Origin of the sequence: Paeniglutamicibacter sp. NPDC091659, from assembly GCF_044756805.1 — a bacterium.
Lineage (GTDB): Bacteria > Actinomycetota > Actinomycetes > Actinomycetales > Micrococcaceae > Paeniglutamicibacter.
Window position 1 is genome coordinate 1 of record NZ_JBIVTO010000005.1, and the last position, 23,411, is coordinate 23,411.

General features: G+C 65.0%; 20 protein-coding genes. 14 read left to right on the forward strand and 6 right to left on the reverse strand.

All coding sequences use genetic code 11. From position 1 onward, the window contains the following. Positions 1-504 precede the first annotated feature (504 nt). The 3 genes from ACIQLF_RS10445 to ACIQLF_RS10455 all read left to right on the forward strand — a co-directional run bounded on the left by ACIQLF_RS10445 (position 505) and on the right by ACIQLF_RS10455 (position 1,975). Positions 505-762 (forward strand): hypothetical protein, encoded by a 258-nt coding sequence (locus ACIQLF_RS10445; protein ID WP_400297755.1) that lies wholly within the window; start codon positions 505-507, stop codon positions 760-762. 12 nt (positions 763-774) lie between these two features. Next, positions 775-1,647, forward strand: a complete 873-nt coding sequence (locus tag ACIQLF_RS10450) for an FHA domain-containing protein (RefSeq protein WP_400297758.1) — start codon at positions 775-777, stop codon at positions 1,645-1,647. A gap of 145 nt (positions 1,648-1,792) precedes the next feature. Further along, a complete protein-coding gene (locus ACIQLF_RS10455; protein ID WP_400297761.1) occupies positions 1,793-1,975 on the forward strand; it encodes a hypothetical protein in 183 nt (60 codons plus the stop codon). A 341-nt stretch (positions 1,976-2,316) separates the two neighbouring features. On the opposite strand, the gene ACIQLF_RS10460 is transcribed toward ACIQLF_RS10455, so the two are convergent. After that, positions 2,317-2,556 carry a hypothetical protein gene (locus ACIQLF_RS10460; protein ID WP_400297763.1) on the reverse strand — a complete coding sequence of 80 codons (240 nt, stop codon included), beginning with the start codon at positions 2,554-2,556 and terminating at the stop codon, positions 2,317-2,319. Between the two features lie 122 nt (positions 2,557-2,678). Here ACIQLF_RS10460 and ACIQLF_RS10465 point away from each other — a divergent pair, with 122 nt between their 5' ends. The 3 genes from ACIQLF_RS10465 to ACIQLF_RS10475 all read left to right on the forward strand — a co-directional run bounded on the left by ACIQLF_RS10465 (position 2,679) and on the right by ACIQLF_RS10475 (position 6,236). Then, complete coding sequence (locus tag ACIQLF_RS10465; protein ID WP_400297766.1) at positions 2,679-3,221, forward strand: PadR family transcriptional regulator; 543 nt, start codon at positions 2,679-2,681, stop codon at positions 3,219-3,221. Positions 3,222-3,225: 4 nt separating this feature from the next. Further along, a complete protein-coding gene (locus ACIQLF_RS10470) occupies positions 3,226-4,938 on the forward strand; it encodes an ABC1 kinase family protein (RefSeq protein ID WP_400297769.1) in 1,713 nt (570 codons plus the stop codon). Between the two features lie 383 nt (positions 4,939-5,321). Then, complete coding sequence (locus ACIQLF_RS10475) at positions 5,322-6,236, forward strand: cation transporter (protein WP_400297772.1); 915 nt, start codon at positions 5,322-5,324, stop codon at positions 6,234-6,236. A gap of 275 nt (positions 6,237-6,511) precedes the next feature. On the opposite strand, the gene ACIQLF_RS10480 is transcribed toward ACIQLF_RS10475, so the two are convergent. Together ACIQLF_RS10480 and ACIQLF_RS10485 are read right to left on the reverse strand one after the other, a co-directional pair. Next, complete coding sequence (locus ACIQLF_RS10480; protein ID WP_387525620.1) at positions 6,512-7,180, reverse strand: potassium channel family protein; 669 nt, start codon at positions 7,178-7,180, stop codon at positions 6,512-6,514. An 8-nt stretch (positions 7,181-7,188) separates the two neighbouring features. Then, a complete protein-coding gene (locus ACIQLF_RS10485) occupies positions 7,189-7,863 on the reverse strand; it encodes a potassium channel family protein (protein WP_400297774.1) in 675 nt (224 codons plus the stop codon). 188 nt (positions 7,864-8,051) lie between these two features. Between ACIQLF_RS10485 and ACIQLF_RS10490 the strand changes: the two genes are divergently transcribed. From ACIQLF_RS10490 to acnA, 3 genes are all read left to right on the forward strand, one after another. After that, complete coding sequence (locus ACIQLF_RS10490; RefSeq protein ID WP_400297777.1) at positions 8,052-10,088, forward strand: APC family permease; 2,037 nt, start codon at positions 8,052-8,054, stop codon at positions 10,086-10,088. A gap of 5 nt (positions 10,089-10,093) precedes the next feature. Beyond that, positions 10,094-11,446 carry a class I SAM-dependent RNA methyltransferase gene (locus ACIQLF_RS10495; RefSeq protein ID WP_400297779.1) on the forward strand — a complete coding sequence of 451 codons (1,353 nt, stop codon included), beginning with the start codon at positions 10,094-10,096 and terminating at the stop codon, positions 11,444-11,446. Between the two features lie 180 nt (positions 11,447-11,626). After that, on the forward strand, positions 11,627-14,332 hold the full coding sequence (acnA, locus tag ACIQLF_RS10500) for an aconitate hydratase AcnA (protein ID WP_400297782.1): 2,706 nt from the start codon (positions 11,627-11,629) through the stop codon (positions 14,330-14,332). A 147-nt stretch (positions 14,333-14,479) separates the two neighbouring features. Here acnA and ACIQLF_RS10505 read toward each other — a convergent pair whose 3' ends face one another. Both ACIQLF_RS10505 and ACIQLF_RS10510 read right to left on the reverse strand, forming a co-directional pair. After that, positions 14,480-15,502: a hypothetical protein gene (locus tag ACIQLF_RS10505; RefSeq protein ID WP_400297784.1), complete on the reverse strand. Its 1,023-nt coding sequence runs from the start codon at positions 15,500-15,502 to the stop codon at positions 14,480-14,482. A 157-nt stretch (positions 15,503-15,659) separates the two neighbouring features. After that, a complete protein-coding gene (locus ACIQLF_RS10510) occupies positions 15,660-16,091 on the reverse strand; it encodes a low molecular weight phosphatase family protein (RefSeq protein ID WP_400297787.1) in 432 nt (143 codons plus the stop codon). Between the two features lie 180 nt (positions 16,092-16,271). Here ACIQLF_RS10510 and dxs point away from each other — a divergent pair, with 180 nt between their 5' ends. From dxs to ACIQLF_RS10525, 3 genes are read left to right on the forward strand one after another with little or no spacing between them, the layout of a single operon-like run. Next, positions 16,272-18,239, forward strand: coding sequence for a 1-deoxy-D-xylulose-5-phosphate synthase (gene dxs / locus ACIQLF_RS10515; RefSeq protein WP_400297791.1), 1,968 nt, complete (start codon positions 16,272-16,274; stop codon positions 18,237-18,239). Further along, entirely contained in the window at positions 18,236-18,838 is a 603-nt protein-coding gene (locus ACIQLF_RS10520) for a DUF402 domain-containing protein (RefSeq protein WP_400297795.1), read from the forward strand. Before dxs ends, ACIQLF_RS10520 begins: the two co-directional genes overlap by 4 nt. Before the next feature lie 14 nt (positions 18,839-18,852). Continuing rightward, positions 18,853-19,425, forward strand: coding sequence for a hypothetical protein (locus ACIQLF_RS10525; RefSeq protein WP_400297798.1), 573 nt, complete (start codon positions 18,853-18,855; stop codon positions 19,423-19,425). Between the two features lie 196 nt (positions 19,426-19,621). Here the strand turns inward: ACIQLF_RS10525 and argG are convergent, their stop codons facing one another. Continuing rightward, the gene (argG, locus tag ACIQLF_RS10530; RefSeq protein WP_400297801.1) at positions 19,622-21,049 is read right to left on the reverse strand and encodes an argininosuccinate synthase; all 1,428 of its coding nucleotides are present in this window, start codon (positions 21,047-21,049) and stop codon (positions 19,622-19,624) included. A gap of 182 nt (positions 21,050-21,231) precedes the next feature. Between argG and ACIQLF_RS10535 the strand changes: the two genes are divergently transcribed. Together ACIQLF_RS10535 and ACIQLF_RS10540 are read left to right on the forward strand one after the other, a co-directional pair. Beyond that, a complete protein-coding gene (locus tag ACIQLF_RS10535) occupies positions 21,232-22,215 on the forward strand; it encodes an aldo/keto reductase (RefSeq protein ID WP_400297803.1) in 984 nt (327 codons plus the stop codon). Between the two features lie 3 nt (positions 22,216-22,218). Then, a complete protein-coding gene (locus tag ACIQLF_RS10540; protein ID WP_400297805.1) occupies positions 22,219-23,307 on the forward strand; it encodes a nucleoside hydrolase in 1,089 nt (362 codons plus the stop codon). Positions 23,308-23,411: the final 104 nt, after the last annotated feature.

Below are 23,411 nucleotides of genomic sequence, written 5' to 3' on the forward strand. Positions count from 1 at the left end.
CTGATCGACTCGGTGCTGATGCCGCCGGCAAAGAAGTAGCTGCCGCCGCCACCATCACAACGCATTGGCCATCCAGGGGGTTGGTGCTCGACGAGTCTCGCTCGGCGGATGCTGGCCTTCTGATTCGCATGTGCGCAGCTGCAGCTACTGGTGGGAAGCGGGCTGCAGATGATTTGGGTCAAGAAATCATCCGGCGGCGTGGTCCTTCAGGTTCTCAGAGCTGAATGGGAAAGTAGCAGATTTCCAGCGGCGCGCCTTCTGAAAATCCGCGGAAACCAGGTGGATTCCTGTGTTCGGGCATGGGAAACGACCGCGATTCAAGGTGTGCTCGGGTTGTGTCGTGTCACTGAAAATACGGTTTGTTCCAAGTGGCGGAGAAGAATCACCTCGGGGTATTTACCTTGGCCAACGCTGCAGGTAACGTGAGTCTCAAATTGCTAGCCAGGCTAGCTAAAATTTCCGGTCAAAGTGTTCGTTTCCGTAAATGATGGAGAGTGATTTAGAGTGAAAAACTTTGATGCCGAGGCTTCTTCGAACCAAGAAGACCTGAAAATCGGTGATTGGTCTGATCTTGGTCAACAGCTTTGGTCGTATTTGACTGGCCGTGGAGCGGCGGTGAACTACACGTTGGTTGATATGACCGTTGAGGTTCCGCGTGATATTGGACCGGACGCGCCGCGTGCGATCTGGAAATTCGACGGGACGTTGCGTGTCACGACCAGTGACGACGCAGCTGCGGGTTCCGATCCGTACCGCAAGTAGACGGTGCCGGCCATGCGTTTTGACGCCGATCTTGCATTCTCGGTCAACTTGCCAAGCGCCGAAGAAGCAGGCCTCGATCTTGTTAGCGGTACGGTCAAAGCCGCAGGCAAGACGATTACCATCAAGGCCGACTCGCTTTCGATTTTCCCGTCACTGAGGTCCATCGACCGGAAAGCCCTGAATGATCTTGCGACAAGACTCAAGAACGCTGGGATAACGATTGTCATTGACGGTCCCAAGGGAACCATAGCCAGCATAGGCAATGTCAAGCCAAATCTAGCGGGTCTTATCGGAGCCAGTTCGACCGCAGTCAGAATCGGGAAGCCCGAGGCGTTCAAGGACATGCTGGGACGCAAGAAAAACTCTCCTGCCATCGAACCGATGACAGTACCTGCGACCTTGTTTCCGCTTCTGCCGACTTTTCTCAAACGCTATCATCGCCGGCCAACCACGACCCACTATGCACGCGGTGGGGGTAGGCCACGGATCATTTTCGTCAGGGATAGCGAATCGTGGGATGGCAAGGCGCCCAAGATTCTCAATGTCGTAGATGAGGTGATGGAGATCGGTAGTGCGCCCGGTGCCAAACTTGTCCTTTCGGGTCTGGACCCGGTGCATGCGAGAATCGTTCACAATGAGCTCGATGAATACGTCCTTGTCGCCGTAGGCAACGTGGGTGGAAGTGCTGGGCTGAATCCGGGAGGCGAATATACCCTGCGAAGCGGCGCGAGGCTGGAAATGGGCGACTGGAGGCTTGTTTTCTTCCGAGAAGAGTATGCCGATCACGGTCGTCCCTTCGGAGGACGCAACGGCGGTGAGTTTGCTTTCCAAAAACCTCAGTTGAATCCGCGTACCGGCCTCATTGAACGTGATTCGAACGAGTAGTGGACTTCTGGCCTCTTGATGCCATTCGCCGACCTTGGAGGATCGTCCTTCACCAGTCTGGAGAGGGCGCGTCGCATAATGCTGGATGGTTCTTTTGCGGTGATAAACGGGAGAGATCCCGATACGTCGTTCTCTCCAATGAACCGTGGCATTTGTTTCCCCACTGATGCCCGATTCCACGGGCCACACGTGGCGTCCCTTCGGTGACAACCGTCTGATGACCGAGGGCGTGATCTACCGCTTCCGGTCCTGGAAGACAGTGCCGAAGCGCCACCGCCGCTTCGGCAACGACGGAATCTGGGACACCTTCCTAGGAGACGCGCCCTAGGTGCTCGAGCAACTCCCGATTCTGATCGGTAATTGGCGAACGGTTCCTAAACCCGAAATAGTGCTCAACCACTTCGATCAGGCATTCATCAGGTTTGACGCGTCCCCCGGGAAACGATCTGCAGGAGCGGGAAGGCATCCTCGTCTTTCTCCGGGCCTCCGAAAGGCATCAGGTCAAGGGCATCGAAAAGTTGGAGGTCATTGGCTGCGATGCCAGAATTCTGACAAGTTGTAGAAAAGTAGTCTGCCCTGAAACTGTGGCCGTCTAGCGAAGCAGAACTTGCGGCTGGGTAGCTGCCGGCACCCCCCAGCATCTGGGCGATAGCCAATTCGGTCTTTCGTCTACGTCTTCCGGCAGCGTTCGGACCTCATGCCGTCCAGGGCGCCACTGAGTCGTTCCTTGCTGGGACCGGCACTCAACGATTCGATGGAGCTGTTCTGCCAAGATGCCGCCAGGTCGCTACGGGCCTTCTCGAGGCTGGTGGTGTTGCCCTTTTCGAGCAGGGCGCAGGGGCAACGCCCGACCCGTTGGTCACGCCTGTCGCTGGCCGGGGAGGGTGCCGGTTTCGCGGTCGGTGGCACCGCCGGCAACTTCGTGAATGGCCGTCTCTTCCGTCGTCTATCAAGCTATTGTTTTTCTTGATTTTCAAGATATATCGTTAAGTATCGCTCTACATCGTTCACGATTCACAGAGGAGAAAACGATGCGTAGTTCATACCCGGCAGGCGGGTTTGGCGGCAACAACTTCGAGGGCATGTGGCAGGCCCTTGAGGAGCTGCGCACAAGGTTTGAGAAGCCCTCGGGCACCCGCGCGGGCCGAGGTGAGGTGCGCTCGGCGGTGCTGGCGCTGCTGGCGGAACGTCCGATGCACGGCTACCAGATCATCCGTGAAATCGAGGAGCGCAGCGGTGGCAGGTGGAAGCCCAGCGCCGGCTCCGTCTACCCAACGCTGCAGCTGCTGGCCGACGAGGGGACGATCAGTGCGGAGGAATCCAACGGCCGCAAGATCTACTCGTTGACTGAAGCCGGCCGCGAGGAAGCGTCGGCCGCCGAGGCGTCAGCGCCGTGGGAGCCAGCAGGCCAGGGATCAGGTGCCGGGTTTGCGGCGCTACCCAAGGCCGGAGTCGAGCTCGCGCAGGCCGCGGCCCAAGTGGGCCGCACCGGCTCGCCGGAGCAGGTGCAGGAGGCCGTTGCAGTGCTAGACGAGGCACGCCGTCGGTTGTATTCGATCCTTGCCCAAGGCTGAGAGGGTGAGCTCGGTTCCTCGCGCCCGAACCAATTCGGTGCCCGGTGCCAAGGACACCCGAGCTCGCTATCGCCGCATCCTGCGCTTCGCCGCGTGGCATCTGACGGTGGCTTGGTGGTTTGAGCTGTTCCTCCCTCGCATCGGGCTAGGCAGGATTGCAGGACGCACCAGGACAACGAGGATGCGGCGCTTCGCGCAGCGCTTCCATGTGCTCGCGGTGGGCCTGGGTGGCCTGATGATCAAGGTTGGCCAGTTCATGTCCTCCAGGCTCGACGTGCTGCCGCCGGAGATCACCGCTGAACTCGAAGGGCTGCAGGACGAAGTCCCCCCAGTCTCGTTTCCCGCGATCCGTGCCCTTGCCGAGGCGGAGCTGGGTGCGCCGCTCGAAACAATGTTTGCCTCGGTCGATCAGCTGCCTATCGCCGCCGCATCACTGGGCCAGGCGCACCGGGCACGGCTTCTTCCCTCCAATGCCGCCGACACCGGGCTGGAGAGCGTGGTGTTGAAGGTGCAGCGACCGGGAATCGAAACGATTGTCGACGTCGATCTGGCTGCGCTGCGCAAGGTGGGCGGCTGGCTCAGCCACGTGCGCCTCGTGTCAGATCGCGTCGACATGCCGGCCCTGGTCGAGGAGTTCGCGCAGACCAGCCTTGAGGAGATCGATTACCTGCAGGAGGCGTCGAATGCAGAGCGCTTTGCCGCCGATTTTTCCGACGACGACAGGGTCGCTGTGCCCCGGGTGGTATGGGAACGAAGCACCCGCCGGGTACTCACGCTCGAGGATGTCACGGCGATCAAGATCACGGACTACGAGGCGCTTCTTGCGGCAGACATCGATCCTGCGCAGGTTGCGCCGGTTTTCGCGTCGGTCATGTTCGACCAGTTTTTCATGAATGGCTTTTTCCACGCGGACCCGCACCCCGGAAATATCTTTGTCACTCCGATACCCGACTCATCCGCCGCACGCCCATGGAAGCTGACGTTCATAGACTTCGGCATGATGGGTCAGATTCCCTCTAGCACGCGCAAGGGCCTGCGGAAGCTGCTGATCGCCGCGACCTCTCGCGACGGCAAGGAACTGGTGAACGCGATCAGAGACATCGGTGTGCTGGTGCCCTCTGCCGACACGGCCGAGCTTGAGCGGGCCATGACGCACCTCTTTGCCCGTTTCGGCGGGATGGGCTTTGCGGAGCTTCGCGAGGTGGACCCGCGGGAGTTCCGGGATTTTGCGGTTGAGTTCGGGGACGTGGTTCGAACGTTGCCGTTCCAGTTGCCAGAGAACTTCCTGCTCATCATTCGCGCGATGTCACTGACCTCAGGGGTGTGTAGCTCGCTCGACACCCGGTTCAACCTGTGGGACTCGGTGGAACCCTATGCGGCGCAGCTGCTGCGTGAGGAGCGCGGCAACATCGCGCAGGACGTCGCCCAGCAGGTGCTCGCCGCCGCCGGTGTCGCCCTGCGCCTGCCCAAACGCCTTGATGGGCTTGTTGCCCGACTCGAGGACGGGACGCTGGCGGTGGCCAACCCGCGTCTGGAACGGCAGATGGCACGGCTTGAACGCACGGCGCGTGGGGCGGCATCGGCACTGGCGTTCGGCGCCCTGCTGATCGCAGGTTCCGTGGTCCGGATGGACGACGCGGCGCTTGGCAACCTGCTGATGGGCGCGTCGGTGGTTCCGCTGCTGCATGGACTGTGGGTGGGGCGTCGCGGTCTCTGATCCGATTGCCCAGCGAACACCCGGCGTGACCCGGACATCGCCGTCAACAGTGCTCCCGAAGTCCACATGCGTTCAGGTGGGAACGGAAAACAGTAGCTTTGTCAGCAATAGATACCTGAGGGAAGCTGTGTAAGAAGACCAACTTCGCGGCCGCGATGGCGCCAGGGATGACCTATTTCAAAGCAAAGCGTAGGTTGAAGGCCCTACACATTGTGCGGCCGGCCCTCGCAGCAAATTGCGCATTTGCCAGTCTGCCTGCAATTTTGTCGCCAAGCTACTGGGCTGGTGAAATCCCGGCCCTTGACCGTTTGGCAGGACACCGCAACACTAAACCCACAGGGGCATGCCGACACAAGAAATAGTGCGGAGGAGGGATTCGACGGATGTCAGCGGGAGTAAACGCAGCATTCATGAACGCTGAGCGGCGTGCGCTGCTTTACTCGTTGTGGATCTCCGTCGCAGTTGCGTCGGGGGCGCTACTTCTGGGAATCGTCACAAGCACCCGAATTATCGTGTTCGATGGCGCTTACATGGGAATCGGAATCATCCTCTCATGGCTATCCCTGCGGGCAGCGATCGTTTCAACCACCGGGCCCACCAACCGGTTTCCGTTTGGGCGCGATGCCCTTACGCCTTTGGTAGTGCTCATACAAGGGCTAGCGATCGCGGGGACTCTGTTGTTCGCAGCTGGAGACGCGATCGTGATCATCCGTGACGGCGGGTCTCCGGTCAATCCGATCGTTATTGCCACCTACGGGACCACCACCGCTGCAGTCGGTTTCTTCGTGGCTCGGTGGATAAGCCGCAAATCACCGGGCTCGGACCTTGTATTGGCTGAGGTGTCTCAGTGGCGTGCCGGGTCGGTTCTTAGCGTCATGATGGTGGCCGGCGCCGTAGCAGCGGTTATTCTCCAGAACGTCGGCCTAGACCTAGTGGCAAGGTACATAGATCCGGTTCTGGTGCTCGCCGCGTGTGTGATCGTGGCAGCTGTCCCCATAAGGTTGGTCAAAACCGGAGCGAACGAATTGCTCGAGGGTGCCCCGTCCCTCGAACTCTCGGCCGCTGTCGCTGAAGCGGTTGGCTCAGTCGAAAAGGCTTTTGTTCTCCCGCCACCGGTCATCCGTTCCGGAAAGGTGGGCCGCAAACTTTACGTCGAAGTCGACTTCATCGTGCCCGGATCAGATTGGAACATAGGAGAGGAAGACGCAGTCCGGCGGGCTGTGAATTCGGCACTCGAGCCGTTAGGACTGGATATTTGGGCGGTTGTCTCGCTGACTGCCGACCCTGACCTTGCCTGATGAGAACGATCGTCCTGGCCATGGTCGGATACGCATTGCTGTCTCCGCTCGCAGCCATTCCCGTAGTTGCCCATAGGAAATGCTCGGCGCATTTGCGTTCAGCCGAATGGATGTGGATTGGCACTCCGGCCAGTTGTTGATCGACTACCCGAAATTCTCGACACCGCGCGGCAGGCTCTTCCCGTCGGCCACCCAGCACAGCGGAAAACAAGCCATTTGCCTTTGCGATTCACACCGGTGGTGGTGATCCGGGCCGAAGCTGAGGGGGGCGGGGCCTATTCCGTCCCGGTGCTGCGTAGCACCGTGCGCAGCTGGTCCTCCGCCACAATGGTGGTGACAAAGAACAGCTCGTCCCCGCCCTCGATGACGTCGTCCTGGCTCGGGGTCAGCGGGATGTCGTCGCGCAGGATCGCCACGACGGTGGCGTCGGTGGGCCACGGCACCATGCCGATGGTGTGCCCGATGAGCGCCGAATCGTGCGGCACCGTGAACTCGACCATCGAAACCACGCCCGACTGCAGCGTCATCAGGCGCACCAGGTCGCCGATCTCCACGGCCTCCTCCACGAGCGCCGTCATCAGGCGCGGCGTGCTCACCGCGACGTCGACGCCCCAGGCGTCGTCGAACATCCAGTCGTTCTTGGGGTTGTTGACTCGGCCCACGGTGCGGCCGACGCCGAACTCGCTCTTGGCCAGCAGCGAGACCACCAGGTTGACCTTGTCGTCGCCCGTCGCCGAGACGACGACGTCGACCTCCTCGAGCTTCGCCTCCTTGAGCACGCTCAATTCGCAGGCGTCGCCGAAGAGCCAGCGGGCGCCCCGGACCCCGGCACGAGATACGACCTCGGGTTTTTCATCGATGAGCAGCACTTCGTGCCCGTGGGAGATGAGTTCCTTGGCGATGGAACTTCCCACGGAACCTGCTCCGGCAATCATGACCTTCATGGGGGTGTCTACTCCGTGACTGGGTTCGGCGCGGTGGACAGGGCTTTTTCGATTTCGCTGGTGGCATCCACGGGCATCATGGCGTGGACGATGTCACCCTGCTGCAGGCGCGTGCCCGGCACGGGCAGCATGCCCTCGCCGAACCGCGAGAGGTAGGCGATGCGGATCGGGGCCGCGGCCTCCAGGTCTTCCAGCGCGTGGCCGAACCAGCCCTCGTGGACGTTGACCTCGCCCAGCATCAGCTGGCCGGAGGCCTCGCGGAAGTCCCCGCGCAGCGCCTGCTCGGGAAGGATGCGGCGCAGCACCTGGTCGCTGCTCCAGCGCACGGCGGCAACCGTGGGGATGCCCAGGCGCTGGTAGATCTCGGCCCGTCCCGGGTCGTAGATCCGGGCGACGACGTGCGGGACGTGGTAGGTCTCCCGGGCCACGCGGGTGGCCAGGATGTTTGAATTGTCGCCGCTGGACACCGCGGCAAAGGCGTAGGCCTGGGCAATGTTCGCCCGCTCGAGGGTGTCCCGGTCGAAGCCGACGCCCGAGACCTTGGTCCCGGAGAAGTCGCGGCGAAGCCGGCGGAAGGCCGCGTCGTCCTGGTCGATGATCGCCACCGAATGCCCCGCATCATCCAGGGTGTGGGCCAACGTGACCCCGACCCTGCCGCAACCCATAATGACAAAATGCGCCACGCGCCCGACCCTGCCTTTTCACTTGGTGCAACACCGACAAACCTGCGCCGGCCCGTGGGGCTGGCCCTCCGGACGCGGCCGCTAACGGCTCAGTCTTTCATGGAAAAGTGCGTCGATGCGGGATTCTTCACGTTCGGTCCCACGGTGCGGTGTATGACAGGGCGGGTCAAAGCGGCTAACTTTGGATCGTGCTTTCATTCCTCGACGCCGTTAAGCGGATTTTGGTGGGACGCCCGTTTAGGACAGAGCGCCTGAAGCAGGCGCCGCTGCGTAAACGCCTTGCCCTGCCCGTTTTCGCGGCCTCGGGGCTGTCCTCGATCGCCTATGCGCCGGACGAGGTGATGCTGACGCTGGCCCTGGCCGGTGTGACGGCCATGACAATTTCGCCCCAAGTGGGGCTGGTCATCATGGTTGTCATGTTTGTGATCATCGCCTCCTACCGGCAGTCGGTGAAGGCCTACCCGTCGGGCCGGGGCGACTACGAGATCGCGTCCGTGAACCTGGGGCCGAAGGCCGGGACCACGGTCGCCGCGGCGCTGCTTGTCGACTTCGTGCTGACCGTTGCGGTGTCGATTTCCTCCGCCGCCCACTACGTCATCGCGGCCTTCCCCGCGCTGGCCGGGAAGCAGGCCTGGATCGCCGCGGCAGGCGTCGTCATCCTCACGCTGCTGAACCTGCGCGGCCGGGGGCGTTCGCGCCTGGCCAACGCCGCGCCCGTGTACCTGTTCATCGGCGCACTGCTGCTGATGCTGGCCCTCGGCGGGATCTTTGCGGCCACGGGAACCCTGGGGTCGGCCCCGAGCGCCGGCTTCGAGGTCATCCCCGACCCGGCCTACCCGCACGGGCTCACCGGCGTGGCCGGGATCCTGCTGGTGCTGCGCGCCTTCTCCACCGGCTCGGCGGCCTTGACCGGCGTGGAGGTCCCGACCTCCAACGTGCACACCCTGGCCGAGCCCAAGGCAAAGAACGCCGCGGCCCTGCTGCTGATGCTGGGGCTCATCGCCGCGGTGCTGACGCTCGGGACCATGTACCTGGCCCGCGCGGTGAACGTGCACGTCGTGGAGAACCCCGCCAAGGGGCTGCGCCTCGACGGCGGGCCGGTTCCCGCCGACTACATCCAGCACCCGGTGCTCGGCCAGCTGGCCCATGCGATCTTCGGCGGGGGATCGGTCGGTTTCTTTGCCATCGTGCTGCTGACCGTCGCGGTGCTGCTTGTCGCCTCGCACACCGCCTTCAACTCCTTCCCGAACCTGGCCTCGCACCTTGCCACGGACGGCTACCTGCCGCGCCAGCTGCGCACCCGCGGCGACAGGCTCGGGTTCTCCAACGGCATCCTTTCCCTGGCCTTCGCCGCCATCGCGCTGATCTGGGCCTTCAACGCCCACGTGCCGACGCTGATCCAGCTCTACGTGGTGGGCGTCTTCGTCTCCTTCACGCTCAGCCAGCTGGGCATGATCAAGCACTGGGGGCGCGCGCTGGCGATGACCCCGGACAAGCGCCTGCGCGCCCGCATCCGGCGCTCGCGCCTGCTGAACCTGGTGGGCTTCGTGCTCACCGCTGCGGTGCTGGCCATCGTGCTCGGGACCCGGCTCATCCACGGCGCCTGGCTTGCCGTGCTGGGCATCGTGGTGCTGTATGCGCTGATGGATTCGCTGCACCGGCACTACGTCGCCGTCGATGCGGAGCTTGCGATCGACACGGGGCAGTCGCCCACCGCGCTGCCGGCGCGCGTTCACGCCCTGGTGCTGGTCTCCACGGTGCGCAAGCCGGTGCTGCGCGCCGTGGCCTTCGCCCGGGCCTCGCGCCCCTCCAAGCTGGACGCGATCGTGGTCGACGCCGATTCCGAGCAGACCGAGGCGAGCATCGCCGAGTGGGAACGGCTGGGCATCCCGGTCCCCATTACGGTGCTGGCTTCCCCGTACCGCGAGATCGCCCCGCCGCTGATCGAATACATCCGTTCGATCAAGCGCGATTCCCCGCGCGACTTGATCGTCGTCTACATCCCCGAGTACGTGGTGGGTCGCTGGTGGGAGCAGCTGGTGCACAACCAGACGGCGGTGCGCATCAAGAACCGCCTGCACTACGAACCGGGCGTCGTCGTTGCCTCCGTGCCGTGGCGCCTCTCATCCTCGGATTCGGCCGCCTACGGCGGCTCGACCGAGCAGGCCTCCCCGGGCCACAAGACCATTTCGGCATTACCGCCAGTTTCCAACGCGAAAGAATGAACCCCATGAGCACCGACACGAACATCCTGCGAGTACGCCTCGGCGCTGCAGCCCACGGCGGACACAGCGTCGCCCGCCACGAGGGCCGGGTGATCTTTGTCCGCCACGGCATCCCCGGGGAAGAGGTCAGCATCGCCCTGCGCGACTCGGGGGAGAAGTCCCGCTTCTGGCGCGGCGACGTCATCGAGGTCCACGAGGCCTCCGAGCACCGCGTGCCGCACTTCTGGGCTGCCGCCGATTCCCTGCGCGCCGCCGAGCGCGGCATCCTTCCGGTGGGCGGGGCCGAGTTCGGCCACATTTCCCTGGAACACCAGCGCGAGCTGAAGGGCCAGATCTTCATCGAGCAGATGGCCCGCCTGGGCAAGCTCGATGCGGCCGAACACGGCTTCACCGGCGTCCGCGCCCCGGAGGGCGAGAGCGAGGACGCGCTGGGCTGGCGCACCCGCACGGCGTTCGCCGTCGACTCCAAGGGCCGCCTGGCCATGAGCCCCTTCCGCTCCAACGACCTGATCCCGGTCAAGGAGATGCCGCTGGCGCTCCCGAAGGTCAACGAGCTCAAGCTCTGGGAGCTGCCGTTGCTGGGCATCAGCCGTGTCGAGGTTGCCGTCGGCTCCGGCGAGGACGCCGGCGTGCTGGTGCTCTTCGTCGAGGACGGCACCATTACGGGTGCCGCGGGCCGTGCGGCCAAACGCCTGCCGGAGTGGGCGTCCGCGGCCTCCGTGACCCAGGTCGGCGGCTCGGTCGCCGACGGCCGCGGCGAGCTGCAGCGGCTGCGCGGCCGCACCTGGCTTTCCGAGTCCGTCGCCGGGCACGACTACCGGATCACCGGCGAGGGTTTCTGGCAGATCCACCGCCTGGCGCCGGCCACCCTGGTCGAGCGCGTCATGGCCCACCTGGCGCCGGGCTACGGAGCCCGTGTTGCGGATCTCTACGCAGGTGCCGGGCTCTTCAGCGCCCCGCTGGCCAAGGCCGTGGGGGACGACGGAATGGTGCTCTCCATCGAGGGAGCCCCGGGCACGAGCAAGGACGCCGTGAAGAACCTGCGCGAATTCCCGCAGGCGGTCATCTCGCAGGGACGCGTCGAAAAGACGTTGTCCAGGGAGCTGAACACCCGCAAGGCCAAGCTGGATTCGATCGTGCTCGATCCTCCGCGCACCGGTGCCGGCAAGGCCGCCGTCTCCGCGATGGTCCGTTCGGGCGCCAAGAAGATCTCCTACGTTTCCTGCGATCCCGCGTCGTTCGCGCGCGACACCGCGGACCTGGTTGCCGCAGGTTTCCGGCTGAGCGAGGTCGACGTGATCGACCTTTACCCGCACACGCACCACATGGAAACCGTGGGCCTTTTCGAGCGCCGCTAGTCGTGGATGTGACTCCGTTCGGCCCGAACGTGTCGGGTCGGCGGGGTCTTGTCGCGTGTGGGGGATAGACTGTCTATAGCTCTGCCGCGAACCAACGCACGACGATCTCAGTTAGGGAATCCTAACTGGAATCGGGTGCACGCGTGCAACGAAGATGAGAATCTGGCGAGAGGAGTCCCAATGAGCAATGTGGACAGTTTTGGGGCCAAAGGCGTACTGGACGTCGATGGCAAAGAATATGAAATTTTCCGGCTGAACGCAGTAGAAGGTGCGCAAAGCCTTCCGTACAGCCTCAAGGTTCTTTTGGAGAACCTGCTTCGCACCGAAGACGGTGCGAACATCACCGCGGACCACGTCAATGCAATTGGCCAGTGGGATGCAAACGCCGAACCGAACACCGAGATTCAGTTCACCCCGGCACGCGTCATCATGCAGGACTTCACCGGTGTTCCGTGCATCGTTGACCTTGCCACGATGCGCGAAGCCGTCAAGGAACTCGGCGGCGACCCGACCCGTGTGAACCCGCTCGCACCTGCCGAAATGGTCATCGACCACTCCGTGCAGATCGATGTCGCCGGCAACGCCGGTGCTCTCGAGCGCAACATGGAAATCGAGTACCAGCGCAACGGGGAGCGTTACCAGTTCCTGCGTTGGGGCCAGACCGCATTCGACGACTTCAAGGTCGTTCCCCCGGGAACCGGCATTGTGCACCAGGTCAACATCGAATTCCTGGCACGCACCGTCATGACCCGCGAGGTCGACGGCGTTCTGCGCGCCTACCCGGACACCTGCGTCGGCACCGACTCCCACACCACCATGGTCAACGGCATGGGCGTGTTGGGTTGGGGCGTTGGCGGCATCGAAGCCGAGGCAGCAATGCTTGGCCAGCCGGTTTCCATGCTGATCCCGCGCGTTGTCGGCTTCAAGCTCAACGGCTCGATCCCGGCAGGCGCCACCGCAACCGACGTTGTGCTGACCATCACCGAAATGCTGCGCAAGCACGGTGTCGTCGGCAAGTTCGTGGAATTCTACGGCCAGGGCGTTGCCCAGGTTCCGTTGGCAAACCGCGCCACCATCGGCAACATGTCCCCGGAATTCGGTTCCACCGCGGCAATGTTCCCGATCGATGACGTCACCCTTGACTACCTGCGCCTGACCGGCCGCTCGGCCGAAAACGTGGCCCTCGTGGAGGCCTACGCCAAGGAACAGGGCATGTGGCACGACGCCGACCGCGAAATCCGTTTCTCGGAGTTCCTGGAACTGGATCTGTCCACGGTTGTTCCGTCGATCGCCGGCCCGAAGCGTCCGCAGGACCGCATCGAGCTCTCCAGCGCCAAGGAACAGTTCCGCAAGGACATCCACAACTACGCCGCAGGTGCTGCCGACGAGCTGAACATCGGCCGCCCGTCGACCTCGGTTGAGGTCACAAAGGCCGACGGCACCACGTTCTCGATCGACCACGGCCTGGTTTCCATCGCCTCGATCACCTCGTGCACCAACACGTCCAACCCTTCGGTCATGCTTGCCGCAGCCCTGCTGGCACGCAAGGCCGTTGAAAAGGGCCTGACCTCCAAGCCATGGGTCAAGACCTCGGTCGCCCCGGGCTCGAAGGTCGTCACCGAGTACTACGAAAAGTCCGGCCTCATGCCGTACCTGGAGAAGCTCGGCTTCTTCGTCGTGGGCTACGGCTGCGCAACCTGCATCGGCAACTCCGGTCCGCTGGATGCCGAGATCTCCGAGGCCATCCAGGCCAACGACCTCGCCGCCACCGCGGTGCTCTCGGGCAACCGCAACTTCGAAGGCCGCATCAACCCGGACGTGAAGATGAACTACCTGGCTTCCCCGCCATTGGTCATCGCCTACGCCCTGGCCGGCACCATGGACTTCGACTTCGAAACCGATGCCCTGGGCACCGACGATGCCGGCAACGAGGTGTTCCTCAAGGACATCTGGCCGACCCCGACCGAGGTCCAGGCAACCATCGATTCGTCGATCGACGAGGGCATGTTTGCCAAGGGCTACGAGGGTGTCTTCGACGGCGACGATCGCTGGAAGGCGCTCGACACCCCGGCCGGCAACACCTTCGAATGGGCCGAGGATTCGACCTACGTCCGCAAGCCACCATACTTCGAGGGCATGACCGCGACCCCGGCCCCGGTTGAGAACATCTCCGGCGCCCGCGTGTTGCTGAAGCTGGGCGATTCGGTCACCACCGACCACATCTCCCCGGCCGGTTCCTTCAAGTCGGACACCCCGGCCGGACAGTACCTGCTGGCCAACGGCGTGGATCGCAAGGACTTCAACTCCTACGGCTCGCGCCGTGGCAACCACGAGGTCATGATCCGCGGCACGTTCGCGAACATCCGCATCAAGAACCAGCTCCTGGACGGCGTCGAGGGTGGCTTCACCCGCGACTTCACCCAGGAAGGCGCTCCGCAGGCCTACGTCTACGACGCCGCGCAGAACTACAAGGAAGCCGGCACCCCGCTGGTCGTCCTCGGTGGCAAGGAATACGGCTCGGGCTCCTCGCGTGACTGGGCCGCCAAGGGCACCGCACTGCTGGGCGTCAAGGCCGTCATCACCGAGTCGTTCGAGCGTATCCACCGCTCGAACCTCATCGGCATGGGCGTTCTTCCGCTGCAGTTCCCGGCCGGCGAAAACGCCGACACCCTGGGCCTGACCGGCACCGAGACCTTCTCCGTCGAGGGAGTGACCGAACTCAACAACGGCACCACCCCGAAGACCCTGAAGGTCACCGCCGTGGCGGAAGACGGCAAGACCGTCTCCTTCGATGCCGTCCTGCGCATCGATACCCCGGGCGAGGCGGATTACTACCGCAACGGTGGCATCCTGCAGTACGTCCTGCGCCAGATCTCCGCCAACTAACCAGGTAGCGAAGACCGACGCACGCAGGGGCGGTTGGCTTGGAAATTTTCCAAGCCAACCGCCCCTGCGGCATTTCAACGAAGCACCGGGCCGTTCCACGAACCCCGCCGGCCGACAGGCAGGCACGGCCCTCTGCCGCAGGTCCGGTCAGACCTGCTTGCCGGCAATGACCTTCCGGGCGGCGGACATGTGCTGCGAGTTGCATTTCCCGCCGTATCCGGCGAACCACGTGATGGTGTTCCCCGAGCCGCGATCGTACTCGGAGCCGGAAAGCTTGGCTCCCATGGCGACCGCCATGCAATCGGCCATGTGCTCGGCCCCGTCTGCAACCCGGGGTTTCCCGTACACGGCGTCCATGCGTCGATCCAGCTTGGCAAAATCGTATTTGTAGACCCGGTACTGCATGATGTGGGCACACTCGTGGTACTGGACCGCAACGGCCATGGGGTGGTTCGGGTCGATCTTCTTGCCGCCGAAACCGGTGGTGTCCAGGGTGATCTTTTCATTCATGTGGCCGACCCAGCCGCTGGCCTCGGCCATGTTGGGCTTGTTCGCCCCCACCGACAGCGGCACTCCCTTGCACCACTTGGCAATGTTCTTTGCCGCGGAGGCCTTCCAGCCCAGCTTGCCGAGCGGAACGCCCAAGGCAACCTTGGCCACCCGGGAGGAACGGACCCACCCGGACTTGCCCGCGTATTCGACCTTGACCCGCCCGTTGGACCTGGCATTGGTCCGGGTGCCCAGGGTGTAGTCGGCCGGGATCTTCGCCAGTTGCCTGGTTGAACCGGCCGAGGCATACAGCGGGGTCGCGGAGGAGGTCTGGTACTTGGCCATGATGGCCCTCCGGATGTCCGCGGATGCGGCCCATCCGGTCTTGCCGGCTCTGGACAGCTGGACGTATTTGCCGCTGGTCCGCCCGGTGGAGGTCAGTTCCTTGCCCCGGGCCACCGCCGCCACGACGGTTCCCTTGCCGGGCGAGGAGCGCAGGGTGGTCTTCCGGATGGCTTCGTACCGGTGCCGGGGAAGCGTTTGCGCGGCGGCCGGTTGCGGCGCCGCCGGCGCGGAAACGGAGAACGCGGGGCCGGCGGGTGGCCCGGCGGCGACAGCCGGTGCCGGAACAACCAGCGCCAGCGCCAGCACGGTGGCGACGGACAGGGCATAGAATCGCATGGGCAATGATCCTTGCAGGCGTGGGATGCACCATGGACCGCCGGAGAATCCCAGGGGAAACGTGGCACTTGTTGGCCACGAGGCCAGCTTACGGAAAATTACGGATCGCGCAATGGCCCCGGGGAAACGGAACCGGCGTCATGCCCGTTCCGGTGGATCAGCTGCCTGCCTGGCCGAGCTCCTCGTTCAACGATGCGACCCGCGCCGCAAGGTCGTCGCGCAGGAACTCCATGCGCTCGCGCTCGGTGGCCAGTTCCTCCGGCGCCCGGGCGGGAATCCACCGTTCCATCTCGACGCCCTCCAGTTCCGGAACCCGGGCCTCACCCACGATGATGACGCGGTCGGCCGCCCGCAGGCGCTCCTCGGTCAACGCCGACGGGACCTCGGCACGCATGTCCGCCCCGGTCTCAAGGACCACGTCTGCGGCCAGCTCGTTGATGTGGTGGGCGGGGATGAGCCCCGCCGATTCGACACGGACTCCTGCCCCCGCGGCCTGGCGAAGCAGGGCGGCGGCCATCTGCGACTTGCCGCCGTTGGTGTTGCAGACGAACAGGACCGTGGGTTGTGCAGCGCTGTCTGGGGAGTTCATTCGGGGTCTTGTCCTCTGCCTTGTCACGGGGTCACCGGACATCGGTGCCCCCTGCATCTTACGCAGGCGGGTGGCGGCGGTGCCGCGCGCCACTGTGGCATCCGCCGCTATGTTGCCCCGGCGGCAAATCCGGGGCGGTAAGATTGAATGGGTATTTGTCACTTCGAAAGGACCGCCTCCGTGTCATTGCTTCAGACCATCAACGAACCACGCGACCTGCAGGGTTTGAACATGGTCGAAATGCACCAGCTGGCCGACGAGATCCGGACGTTCCTCATCGACAATGTGGCACGCACCGGCGGGCACCTTGGCCCCAACCTCGGCGTGGTCGAGCTGACGCTCGGCATCCACCGGATCTTCGAGTCCCCGCGCGATTCCATCATCTTCGACACCGGACACCAGTCCTACGTCCACAAGCTGGTGACGGGCCGCCGTGACTTCGCCACGCTGCGCCAGCAGGGCGGGCTCTCCGGATACCCCGAACGCGCCGAGTCCGTGCACGACATCGTCGAGTCCTCGCACGCGTCCTCCTCCCTTTCCTGGGCCGACGGAATCTCCCGCGCCCGCAAGCTCACCGGCGAATCGGACCGCTACGTCGTGGCCCTGGTCGGCGACGGGGCGCTGACCGGCGGCATGGCCTGGGAAGCCGTCAACAACATCGCCGCCGACAAGGACCGCCGGGTGGTCATCGTCGTCAACGACAACGGCCGCTCCTACGCGCCGACCATCGGCGGCCTGGCCGACCAGCTCGCGGGCCTGCGCCGCCAGCTCGACAAGTTCCGGACGCTCCCGGCCTACGAACACACCATGGACAAGCTCAAGGTCCGCCTGAAGGATTCGGGCGCCGTGGGCCAGTTCGCCTACAAGTCGCTGCACGCCACCAAGAAGGGCGTCAAGGACTGGTGGGCGCCGCAGGGGCTTTTCGAGGACCTCGGAATGAAGTACCTCGGCCCCATCGACGGCCACAACCAGGCCGCGGTCGAAGAAGCCCTGCAGCAGGCCAAGCACTTCTCCGGGCCGGTCATCGTCCACGTGCTGACCGAAAAAGGCCGCGGCTACGCGCCGGCCCGCGCCGACGAGGCCGACCAGTTCCACGCCGTCGGCGTCATCGACCCGGAAACCGGCGAACCGCTGAAGAAGGCCTCGGCACGCTCCTGGACCTCCGTCTTCGGCGAGGAAATCGCCGACATCGCCGACGGCCGCGAGGACATCGTTGCCATCACCGGCGCCATGCTCCAGCCCGTGGGACTCAAGGCCATGTCCGAACGGCACCCGGACCGAGTGTTGGACGTCGGCATCGCCGAACAGCACGCCATGACCTCCGCCGCGGGCCTTGCCTTCGGCGGCCTGCACCCGGTGGTCTGCATCTACGCGACCTTCCTGAACCGGGCCTTCGACCAGCTGCTCATGGACGTGGCGCTGCACAAGGCCGGGGTCACGGTCATCCTGGACCGCGCCGGCGTGACCGGCCCTGACGGGCCGAGCCACCACGGCATGTGGGACATGGCCCTGATGCAGATCATTCCCGGCGTGCACCTTGCGGCCCCGCGCGACGCGGTGCGCCTGCGCGAGGAATTGCGCGAGGCCGTCGCCATCAAAGACGCGCCGACCGTCGTCCGCTTCTCCAAGGGCGAAGTCGGTCCGGAAATCGTTGCCCTCGAACGTCTGCACGACGGCGTCGAGGTGCTGGCAAGGCTCGGTTCCGGCGAGGAACGCGACGTGCTGATCGTTTCCGTCGGCGCCATGAGCGAGCTCTGCCTGGATGTCGCCGGCCGGCTGAACGCCCAGGGCGTCACCGTCACCGTCGTGGATCCCCGCTGGGTCCTGCCCGTCCCGCGCTCGATCATCGGCCTGGCCGCCCGCCACCGCATCGTGGTCTGCGTCGAGGACGGCGTGCGCGCCGGCGGCGTGGGTTCCCGGATCCGCCAGGAAATGCGTGCGGCCGGAGTCGACACCGCCCTGAACGAGGTCGGCCTGCCCACCGAGTTCCTGGCCCACGGCACCCGCGGCGAGGTCATGGACCGCGTGGGCCTGAGCGCGGCGCAGATCGCCAACGACACCCTGGCCCAGGTGCTGGGCACCAAGGTGCCGTTCGCCCGCCCGCTGCCCGGCCAGGACATGCCCACCGGACAGATCCCGCAGGTATGAAGCCGGCAGCGGTGATCCCCGCAGACCTTCCCCGCGACCCCGCGCACGCCGCGGCGGGCGACATCGTGGTGGCCCGCGCCTGGAAGTACGACGGGCAGCCCCACTGGGTGGTCCCCGGCTACTACCTGGGCAACGACGTCCACGGCCACTGGATCTACCAACCCGCGGGATCGCTGGTCTCGCGCCCGGGCCACGGGCACTGGGCGGACACCGACGCGGTGTGCCTGGTGCCGCACGCCGGGTACTGGGTCGGCACGTTCTACGACGACCCAGCCGCGGAGGACCTCCGCATCTACCTGGACCTGTCATCCCACATCGGCTGGCGCGAGCTGGCCCGCGGGGGATGGGAAGTGAACTCCGTGGACATGGACCTGGACGTCATCGAATCCCGGGAACGCGGGGTCTACCTGGATGACCAGGACGAATTTGCCGAGCACTCGGCGCAGATGGCCTACCCGCAAGAGTTGGTGGCGGCCATCGAGCACGAAGCAGCATCACTACTGAATCTGGTCGGCACGGGGCAAGCGCCCTTTGACGACACCATGACCGCTTGGATTACCCGCGGCCGCGCCGCGTATTCCGACGCAACATCCCGCTAAAGGAGCACCACCACATGTCAATTGTCCGCACTTACCGCCGCGACGAAGACGGCACCCTGAATTTCCGCGAAGCCTGGTTTTCCCAGTACGAGGGTGAAGAGCTGGGACAGTTCGTCGTCAACCACGGCACCGTCGGCCACCAGTCCAAGACGGAGACCGCCAAGGACGTCACCGAGGCGACAGCACTTGGCCTGCTCGATGCGTTCAGCGAGCAGTGCACCGAGGACGGCTTCCTGCCGCTGACCGAAGCCGAGCAGCACTGGGTCATCGTGCAGTACACGCTGAAGTCCGTCGAGGGCACCGACCGCGACAAGTACCTGGAGACCACCGCCAAGGAATCCCTGACCGGCCACCTGGCCTGGCGCGGCCTGGGCACCGTGGAGTCCTCGGACTACGCACCGCGCAAGCTGAACATCCGCATCCTGTCCCCGGAGCCCAAGCGCGCGGTCTCGGCCATCAAGACCTGCCTGCGCGAGGCGAAGCTCGACTTCACCAAGCTCACCATCGCCACCGCGCCGTTCGACGGACTGGACAACCTCAAGCAGGCCCACCCGCTGCCGGCCAAGGGAACCTTCTCCCTTTCCTAGGTCTCGTCGGCCATGTAGGTCTCGATGGCCATGACCATGGCGAAGGGCCGGGTGCGGCAACGAATCAATCGTTGCCGCAGCCGGCCCTTGCTGCATATGCATGCGTTGCGCATGCGAAAGGGCGCTGCCCATTCCCGGTTTCCCGGGGATGAACAGCGCCCTTTGCGCGTCAGTCCTGCGCCTGTGAGGCTAAGGCCTAGTCGGTTCCCGAATCAAAGGCGGCACGCTCCAGCGAGCGGTCCTGTGCCAGTTCCTCGGCGTCGGCTGCTTCGGCGTCGACGATCGCCGAGGCTCCGCCTGCTTCCAGCTCGCCGACGAGTTCGACGGTCTTGTTGCCCAGCAGGCCCTGGGCAGCGTACTGCTCAAGGCGCGAGCGGGAATCGGCGATGTCCAGGTTGCGCATGGTCAGCTGGCCGATGCGGTCCAGCGGGCCGAACGCCGAGTCGCCAACGCGCTCCATGGACAGCTTGTCCGGGTGGTAGCTGAGGTTCGGGCCCACGGTGTCCAGCACCGTGTAGTCGTCGCCGCGGCGCAGGCGCACGGTGACGGTGCCGGTGACGGCCGAGCCGACCCAACGCTGCAGCGATTCGCGCAGCATCAGGGCCTGCGGGTCCAGCCAGCGGCCTTCGTACATCAGGCGTCCCAGGCGGCGGCCCTCTGCGTGGTAGTTGGCCACGGTGTCTTCGTTGTGGATTGCATTGAGCAGGCGCTCGTAGGCAATGTGAAGCAGGGCCATGGCCGGTGCCTCGTAAATGCCGCGGCTCTTGGCCTCGATGATGCGGTTTTCGATCTGGTCGCTCATGCCCAGACCGTGACGGCCGCCGATCTTGTTGGCTTCGTCGACCAGCGCCACGGCGTCGGCGAATTCGACGCCGTTGATGGCGACCGGGCGGCCCGCCTCGAAGGTGATCGAAACGTCTTCGGTCTTGACCTCGACCGACTCGTCCCAGTAGCGCACGCCCATGATCGGCTCAACCGATTCCAGAGAGGTGCTCAGCAACTCGAGGGTCTTGGCCTCGTGGGTTGCACCCCAGATGTTGGCGTCGGTGGAGTAGGCCTTTTCGGCCGAGTCGCGGTACGGGAAGTTGCGCTCAACGAGCCATTCGCTCATTTCCTGGCGGCCGCCGAGCTCGGCGACGAATGCCGGATCCAGCCAAGGCTTGTAGATGCGCAGCTTCGGGTTGGAGAGCAGACCGTAGCGGTAGAAGCGCTCGATGTCGTTGCCCTTGTAGGTGGAGCCGTCGCCCCAGACGTCAACGCCGTCCTCGCGCATGGCGCGAACCAGCAGGGTGCCGGTTACGGCGCGGCCCAGCGGGGTGGTGTTGAAGTAGGACTTTCCGCCGGAGCGGATGTGGAAGGCGCCACAGGCCAGGGCAACAAGGCCCTCTTCAACCAGTGCCGGCTTGCAGTCGACAAGGCGTGCGGCTTCTGCGCCGTACTCCAGGGCGCGGCCCGGGACTGCATCAATATTCGGTTCATCGTACTGACCAAGGTCGCCGGTGTACGTGTAAGGGATCGCACCCTTTTCACGCATCCAGGCAACGGCAACGGACGTATCGAGGCCGCCGGAGAACGCGATACCTACGCGTTCGCCAACGGGCAGGGAGGTGAGGACTTTAGACATGTTCCCCATCCTATAGGGTCTAAGGGCGATTCCGGAGAACTCTGCAAGACGACCCGACGACTTACTGTGCCGCCGGGCGCGGGCCGTGCTTGAATTTTCTGGGGCCCGTTGTCCCCGGTCCCCGGCGGCGACGCCGCCGCGGGCGGCAGGCAGTGCATAAATATTTGAGAGGGTGAATCCTTATGAGTTCGGTGGAACATCGACGTTTGGGCAATTCCGGGCTGGCGGTTTCGGTCGTCGGATTGGGCTGCAACAACCTGGGTCGGGCCGGCACCGCCACCCAGACCCAAGAGGGAACCGACGCGGTCATCAACGCCGCGCTTGAGTCGGGAATCACATTTTTTGATGTCGCGGACGTGTACGGCATGGAGCCCGGACTCTCGGAAACGATGCTCGGCAAGGCCTTGGGGTCGCGCCGCGACGAGGTCGTGATCGGCACCAAGTTCGGCCTGGACATGAACGGGGCCAACGGCAACGACTTCGGGGCCCGAGGTTCGCGCCGGTACATCATCCGGGCCGTTGAGGCGTCGCTTCGGCGCCTGGGCACCGACTACATCGACCTGTACCAATTCCACACCCCGGATGAACAGACCCCGATCGCCGAGACGCTTGCCGCGCTCGACGACCTGGTGCGGGCAGGCAAGGTGCGCTACATCGGGCACTCCAACCGGGCCGGCTGGCAGATCGCGGAAGCGGAATTCACCGCCAGGATGGAGGGCGGCGAGCGCTTCGTCTCCACCCAGAACCACTACAACCTGCTCGACCGCCGCGCCGAACTCGAGGTGGCCCCGGCGGCCGAGGCCTTCGGGCTGGGCCTGTTGCCCTACTTCCCGCTGGCCAACGGCCTGCTGACCGGCAAGTACTCCTCGGGGGAGGCTCCGGAAGGCAGCCGGTTGACCCACGCCCGGCAGCACCTGATGCACACCGTCGACTTCGGGCAGCTGCGCCGCTTCTCCGACTTCGCCCGGGAGCGCGGCTTCAACGAGCTCGAGGTCGCGTTCTCCTGGCTTGCGGCCCAGCCTGCCGTTGCCAGCGTGATCGCCGGGGCCACCCGCCCCGAGCAGGTCGAGCAGAATGCGCGCGCGGTCTCCTGGACGCCGGGGCCCGAGGACCTGGCCGAACTCGACGAGATCTTCCCCAAGGTCCCGAAGATCGCGCTGTTCTAGACGATGCCCGAGCCATTGAAGCAGCCATCGACCCCGCCACGCGTCCGGATCCTGCTCGACAACGACACCGGGATCGACGACGCCCTTGCCCTGGCCTACCTGGCCGCCTGCCCGCACGTGGAGATCGTCGCGATCACCGCCACGCCCGGCAACGTCGACGCCGACCAGGTCGCCGCGAACAACCGGGCCCTGCTGGCGCTGTGCGGGCAACCGCAGGTGCCGGTGCTGATCGGGGCGCGGGAACCGCTGCGCGTCCCGCTGGTCACCACCCCGGAAACCCACGGCCCGCAGGGGGTCGGCTACGCCACGCTGCCCGACCCCGGGCCTGCCGAAGCGGGAGGGCGGGACGCTGTCGATTACTGGATCGAGGCGGCCCGCGCCAACCCGGGGGAGCTGACGGCCCTGCTGACGGCCCCGCTGACCAACTTCGCGCACGCGCTGCGCCGCGAGCCTCGGCTGCCCTGGCTGCTGGGGAAGGTCGTGATCATGGGCGGCGCCTTCTACTACCAGGGCAACACCACCCCGACCGCGGAGTGGAACACGCACGTGGACCCGCACGCCGCCGCCGAGGTCTATGCCGCCTACACGGCAGCCGCCGAGGCCGGGCTCGAGGACTCCAAGCTGCCGATCGTCTGCTCGCTGGACACCACCGAGCGCTTCGAGATGCAGCCGGCGCTGCTCACCGAGCTGGCCGAGGCGGCCGGCTGCGCCGAGCCCGAGATCGTGCTTGCCGGGGACCCGGAGGGACAGCGCAGCACGGCCTCCAACCCGCTGGTGCGCTACCTTTCCGACGCGCTGCGCTTCTACTTCGAGTTCCACCGCCTCTACGACCAGGGCTACATCGCCCACGTGCACGACTTCTTCGCCGCCGGGATCGCCGCAGGCACCCTCGAGTACCGCAGCCGCCCGGCGACGGTGGACGTCGAAACCGAATCCCCGCTGCTGTTCGGAACCACCGTGGCGGACTTCCGATCGCTCTGGGGGAAGCCGGCCAACGCGCACGTGGTGTCCTGGAACGACCCCGAAGCCGGGTTCGCCGAGCTCGTCGAGCGGCTCGGCGCGCTGGCCCGGCGGCTGGAGACGGGGAACTGAGCGGCCCGGGGAGTGTGCGCACGTCGGCTAGAATCGTTCTCCGGGTCAAGGTGACATAGGCCCGTCGATCACACTCCCCGGCGCCACCGGTGTTCCCGCTGGCG

Bases quoted from the DNA above. Each gene is read 5' to 3' on its own strand.
- ACIQLF_RS10450 (WP_400297758.1), top strand. From the start codon at position 775: ATGCGTTTTGACGCCGATCTTGCATTCTCGGTCAACTTGCCAAGCGCC.
- ACIQLF_RS10465 (WP_400297766.1), top strand. From the start codon at position 2,679: ATGCGTAGTTCATACCCGGCAGGCGGGTTTGGCGGCAACAACTTCGAG.
- ACIQLF_RS10475 (WP_400297772.1), top strand. From the start codon at position 5,322: ATGTCAGCGGGAGTAAACGCAGCATTCATGAACGCTGAGCGGCGTGCG.
- ACIQLF_RS10480 (WP_387525620.1), bottom strand. From the start codon at position 7,180: ATGAAGGTCATGATTGCCGGAGCAGGTTCCGTGGGAAGTTCCATCGCC.
- ACIQLF_RS10495 (WP_400297779.1), top strand. From the start codon at position 10,094: ATGAGCACCGACACGAACATCCTGCGAGTACGCCTCGGCGCTGCAGCC.
- acnA (WP_400297782.1), top strand. From the start codon at position 11,627: ATGAGCAATGTGGACAGTTTTGGGGCCAAAGGCGTACTGGACGTCGAT.
- ACIQLF_RS10505 (WP_400297784.1), bottom strand. From the start codon at position 15,502: ATGCGATTCTATGCCCTGTCCGTCGCCACCGTGCTGGCGCTGGCGCTG.
- ACIQLF_RS10510 (WP_400297787.1), bottom strand. From the start codon at position 16,091: ATGAACTCCCCAGACAGCGCTGCACAACCCACGGTCCTGTTCGTCTGC.
- ACIQLF_RS10520 (WP_400297795.1), top strand. From the start codon at position 18,236: ATGAAGCCGGCAGCGGTGATCCCCGCAGACCTTCCCCGCGACCCCGCG.
- ACIQLF_RS10525 (WP_400297798.1), top strand. From the start codon at position 18,853: ATGTCAATTGTCCGCACTTACCGCCGCGACGAAGACGGCACCCTGAAT.
- argG (WP_400297801.1), bottom strand. From the start codon at position 21,049: ATGTCTAAAGTCCTCACCTCCCTGCCCGTTGGCGAACGCGTAGGTATC.
- ACIQLF_RS10535 (WP_400297803.1), top strand. From the start codon at position 21,232: ATGAGTTCGGTGGAACATCGACGTTTGGGCAATTCCGGGCTGGCGGTT.
- ACIQLF_RS10540 (WP_400297805.1), top strand. From the start codon at position 22,219: ATGCCCGAGCCATTGAAGCAGCCATCGACCCCGCCACGCGTCCGGATC.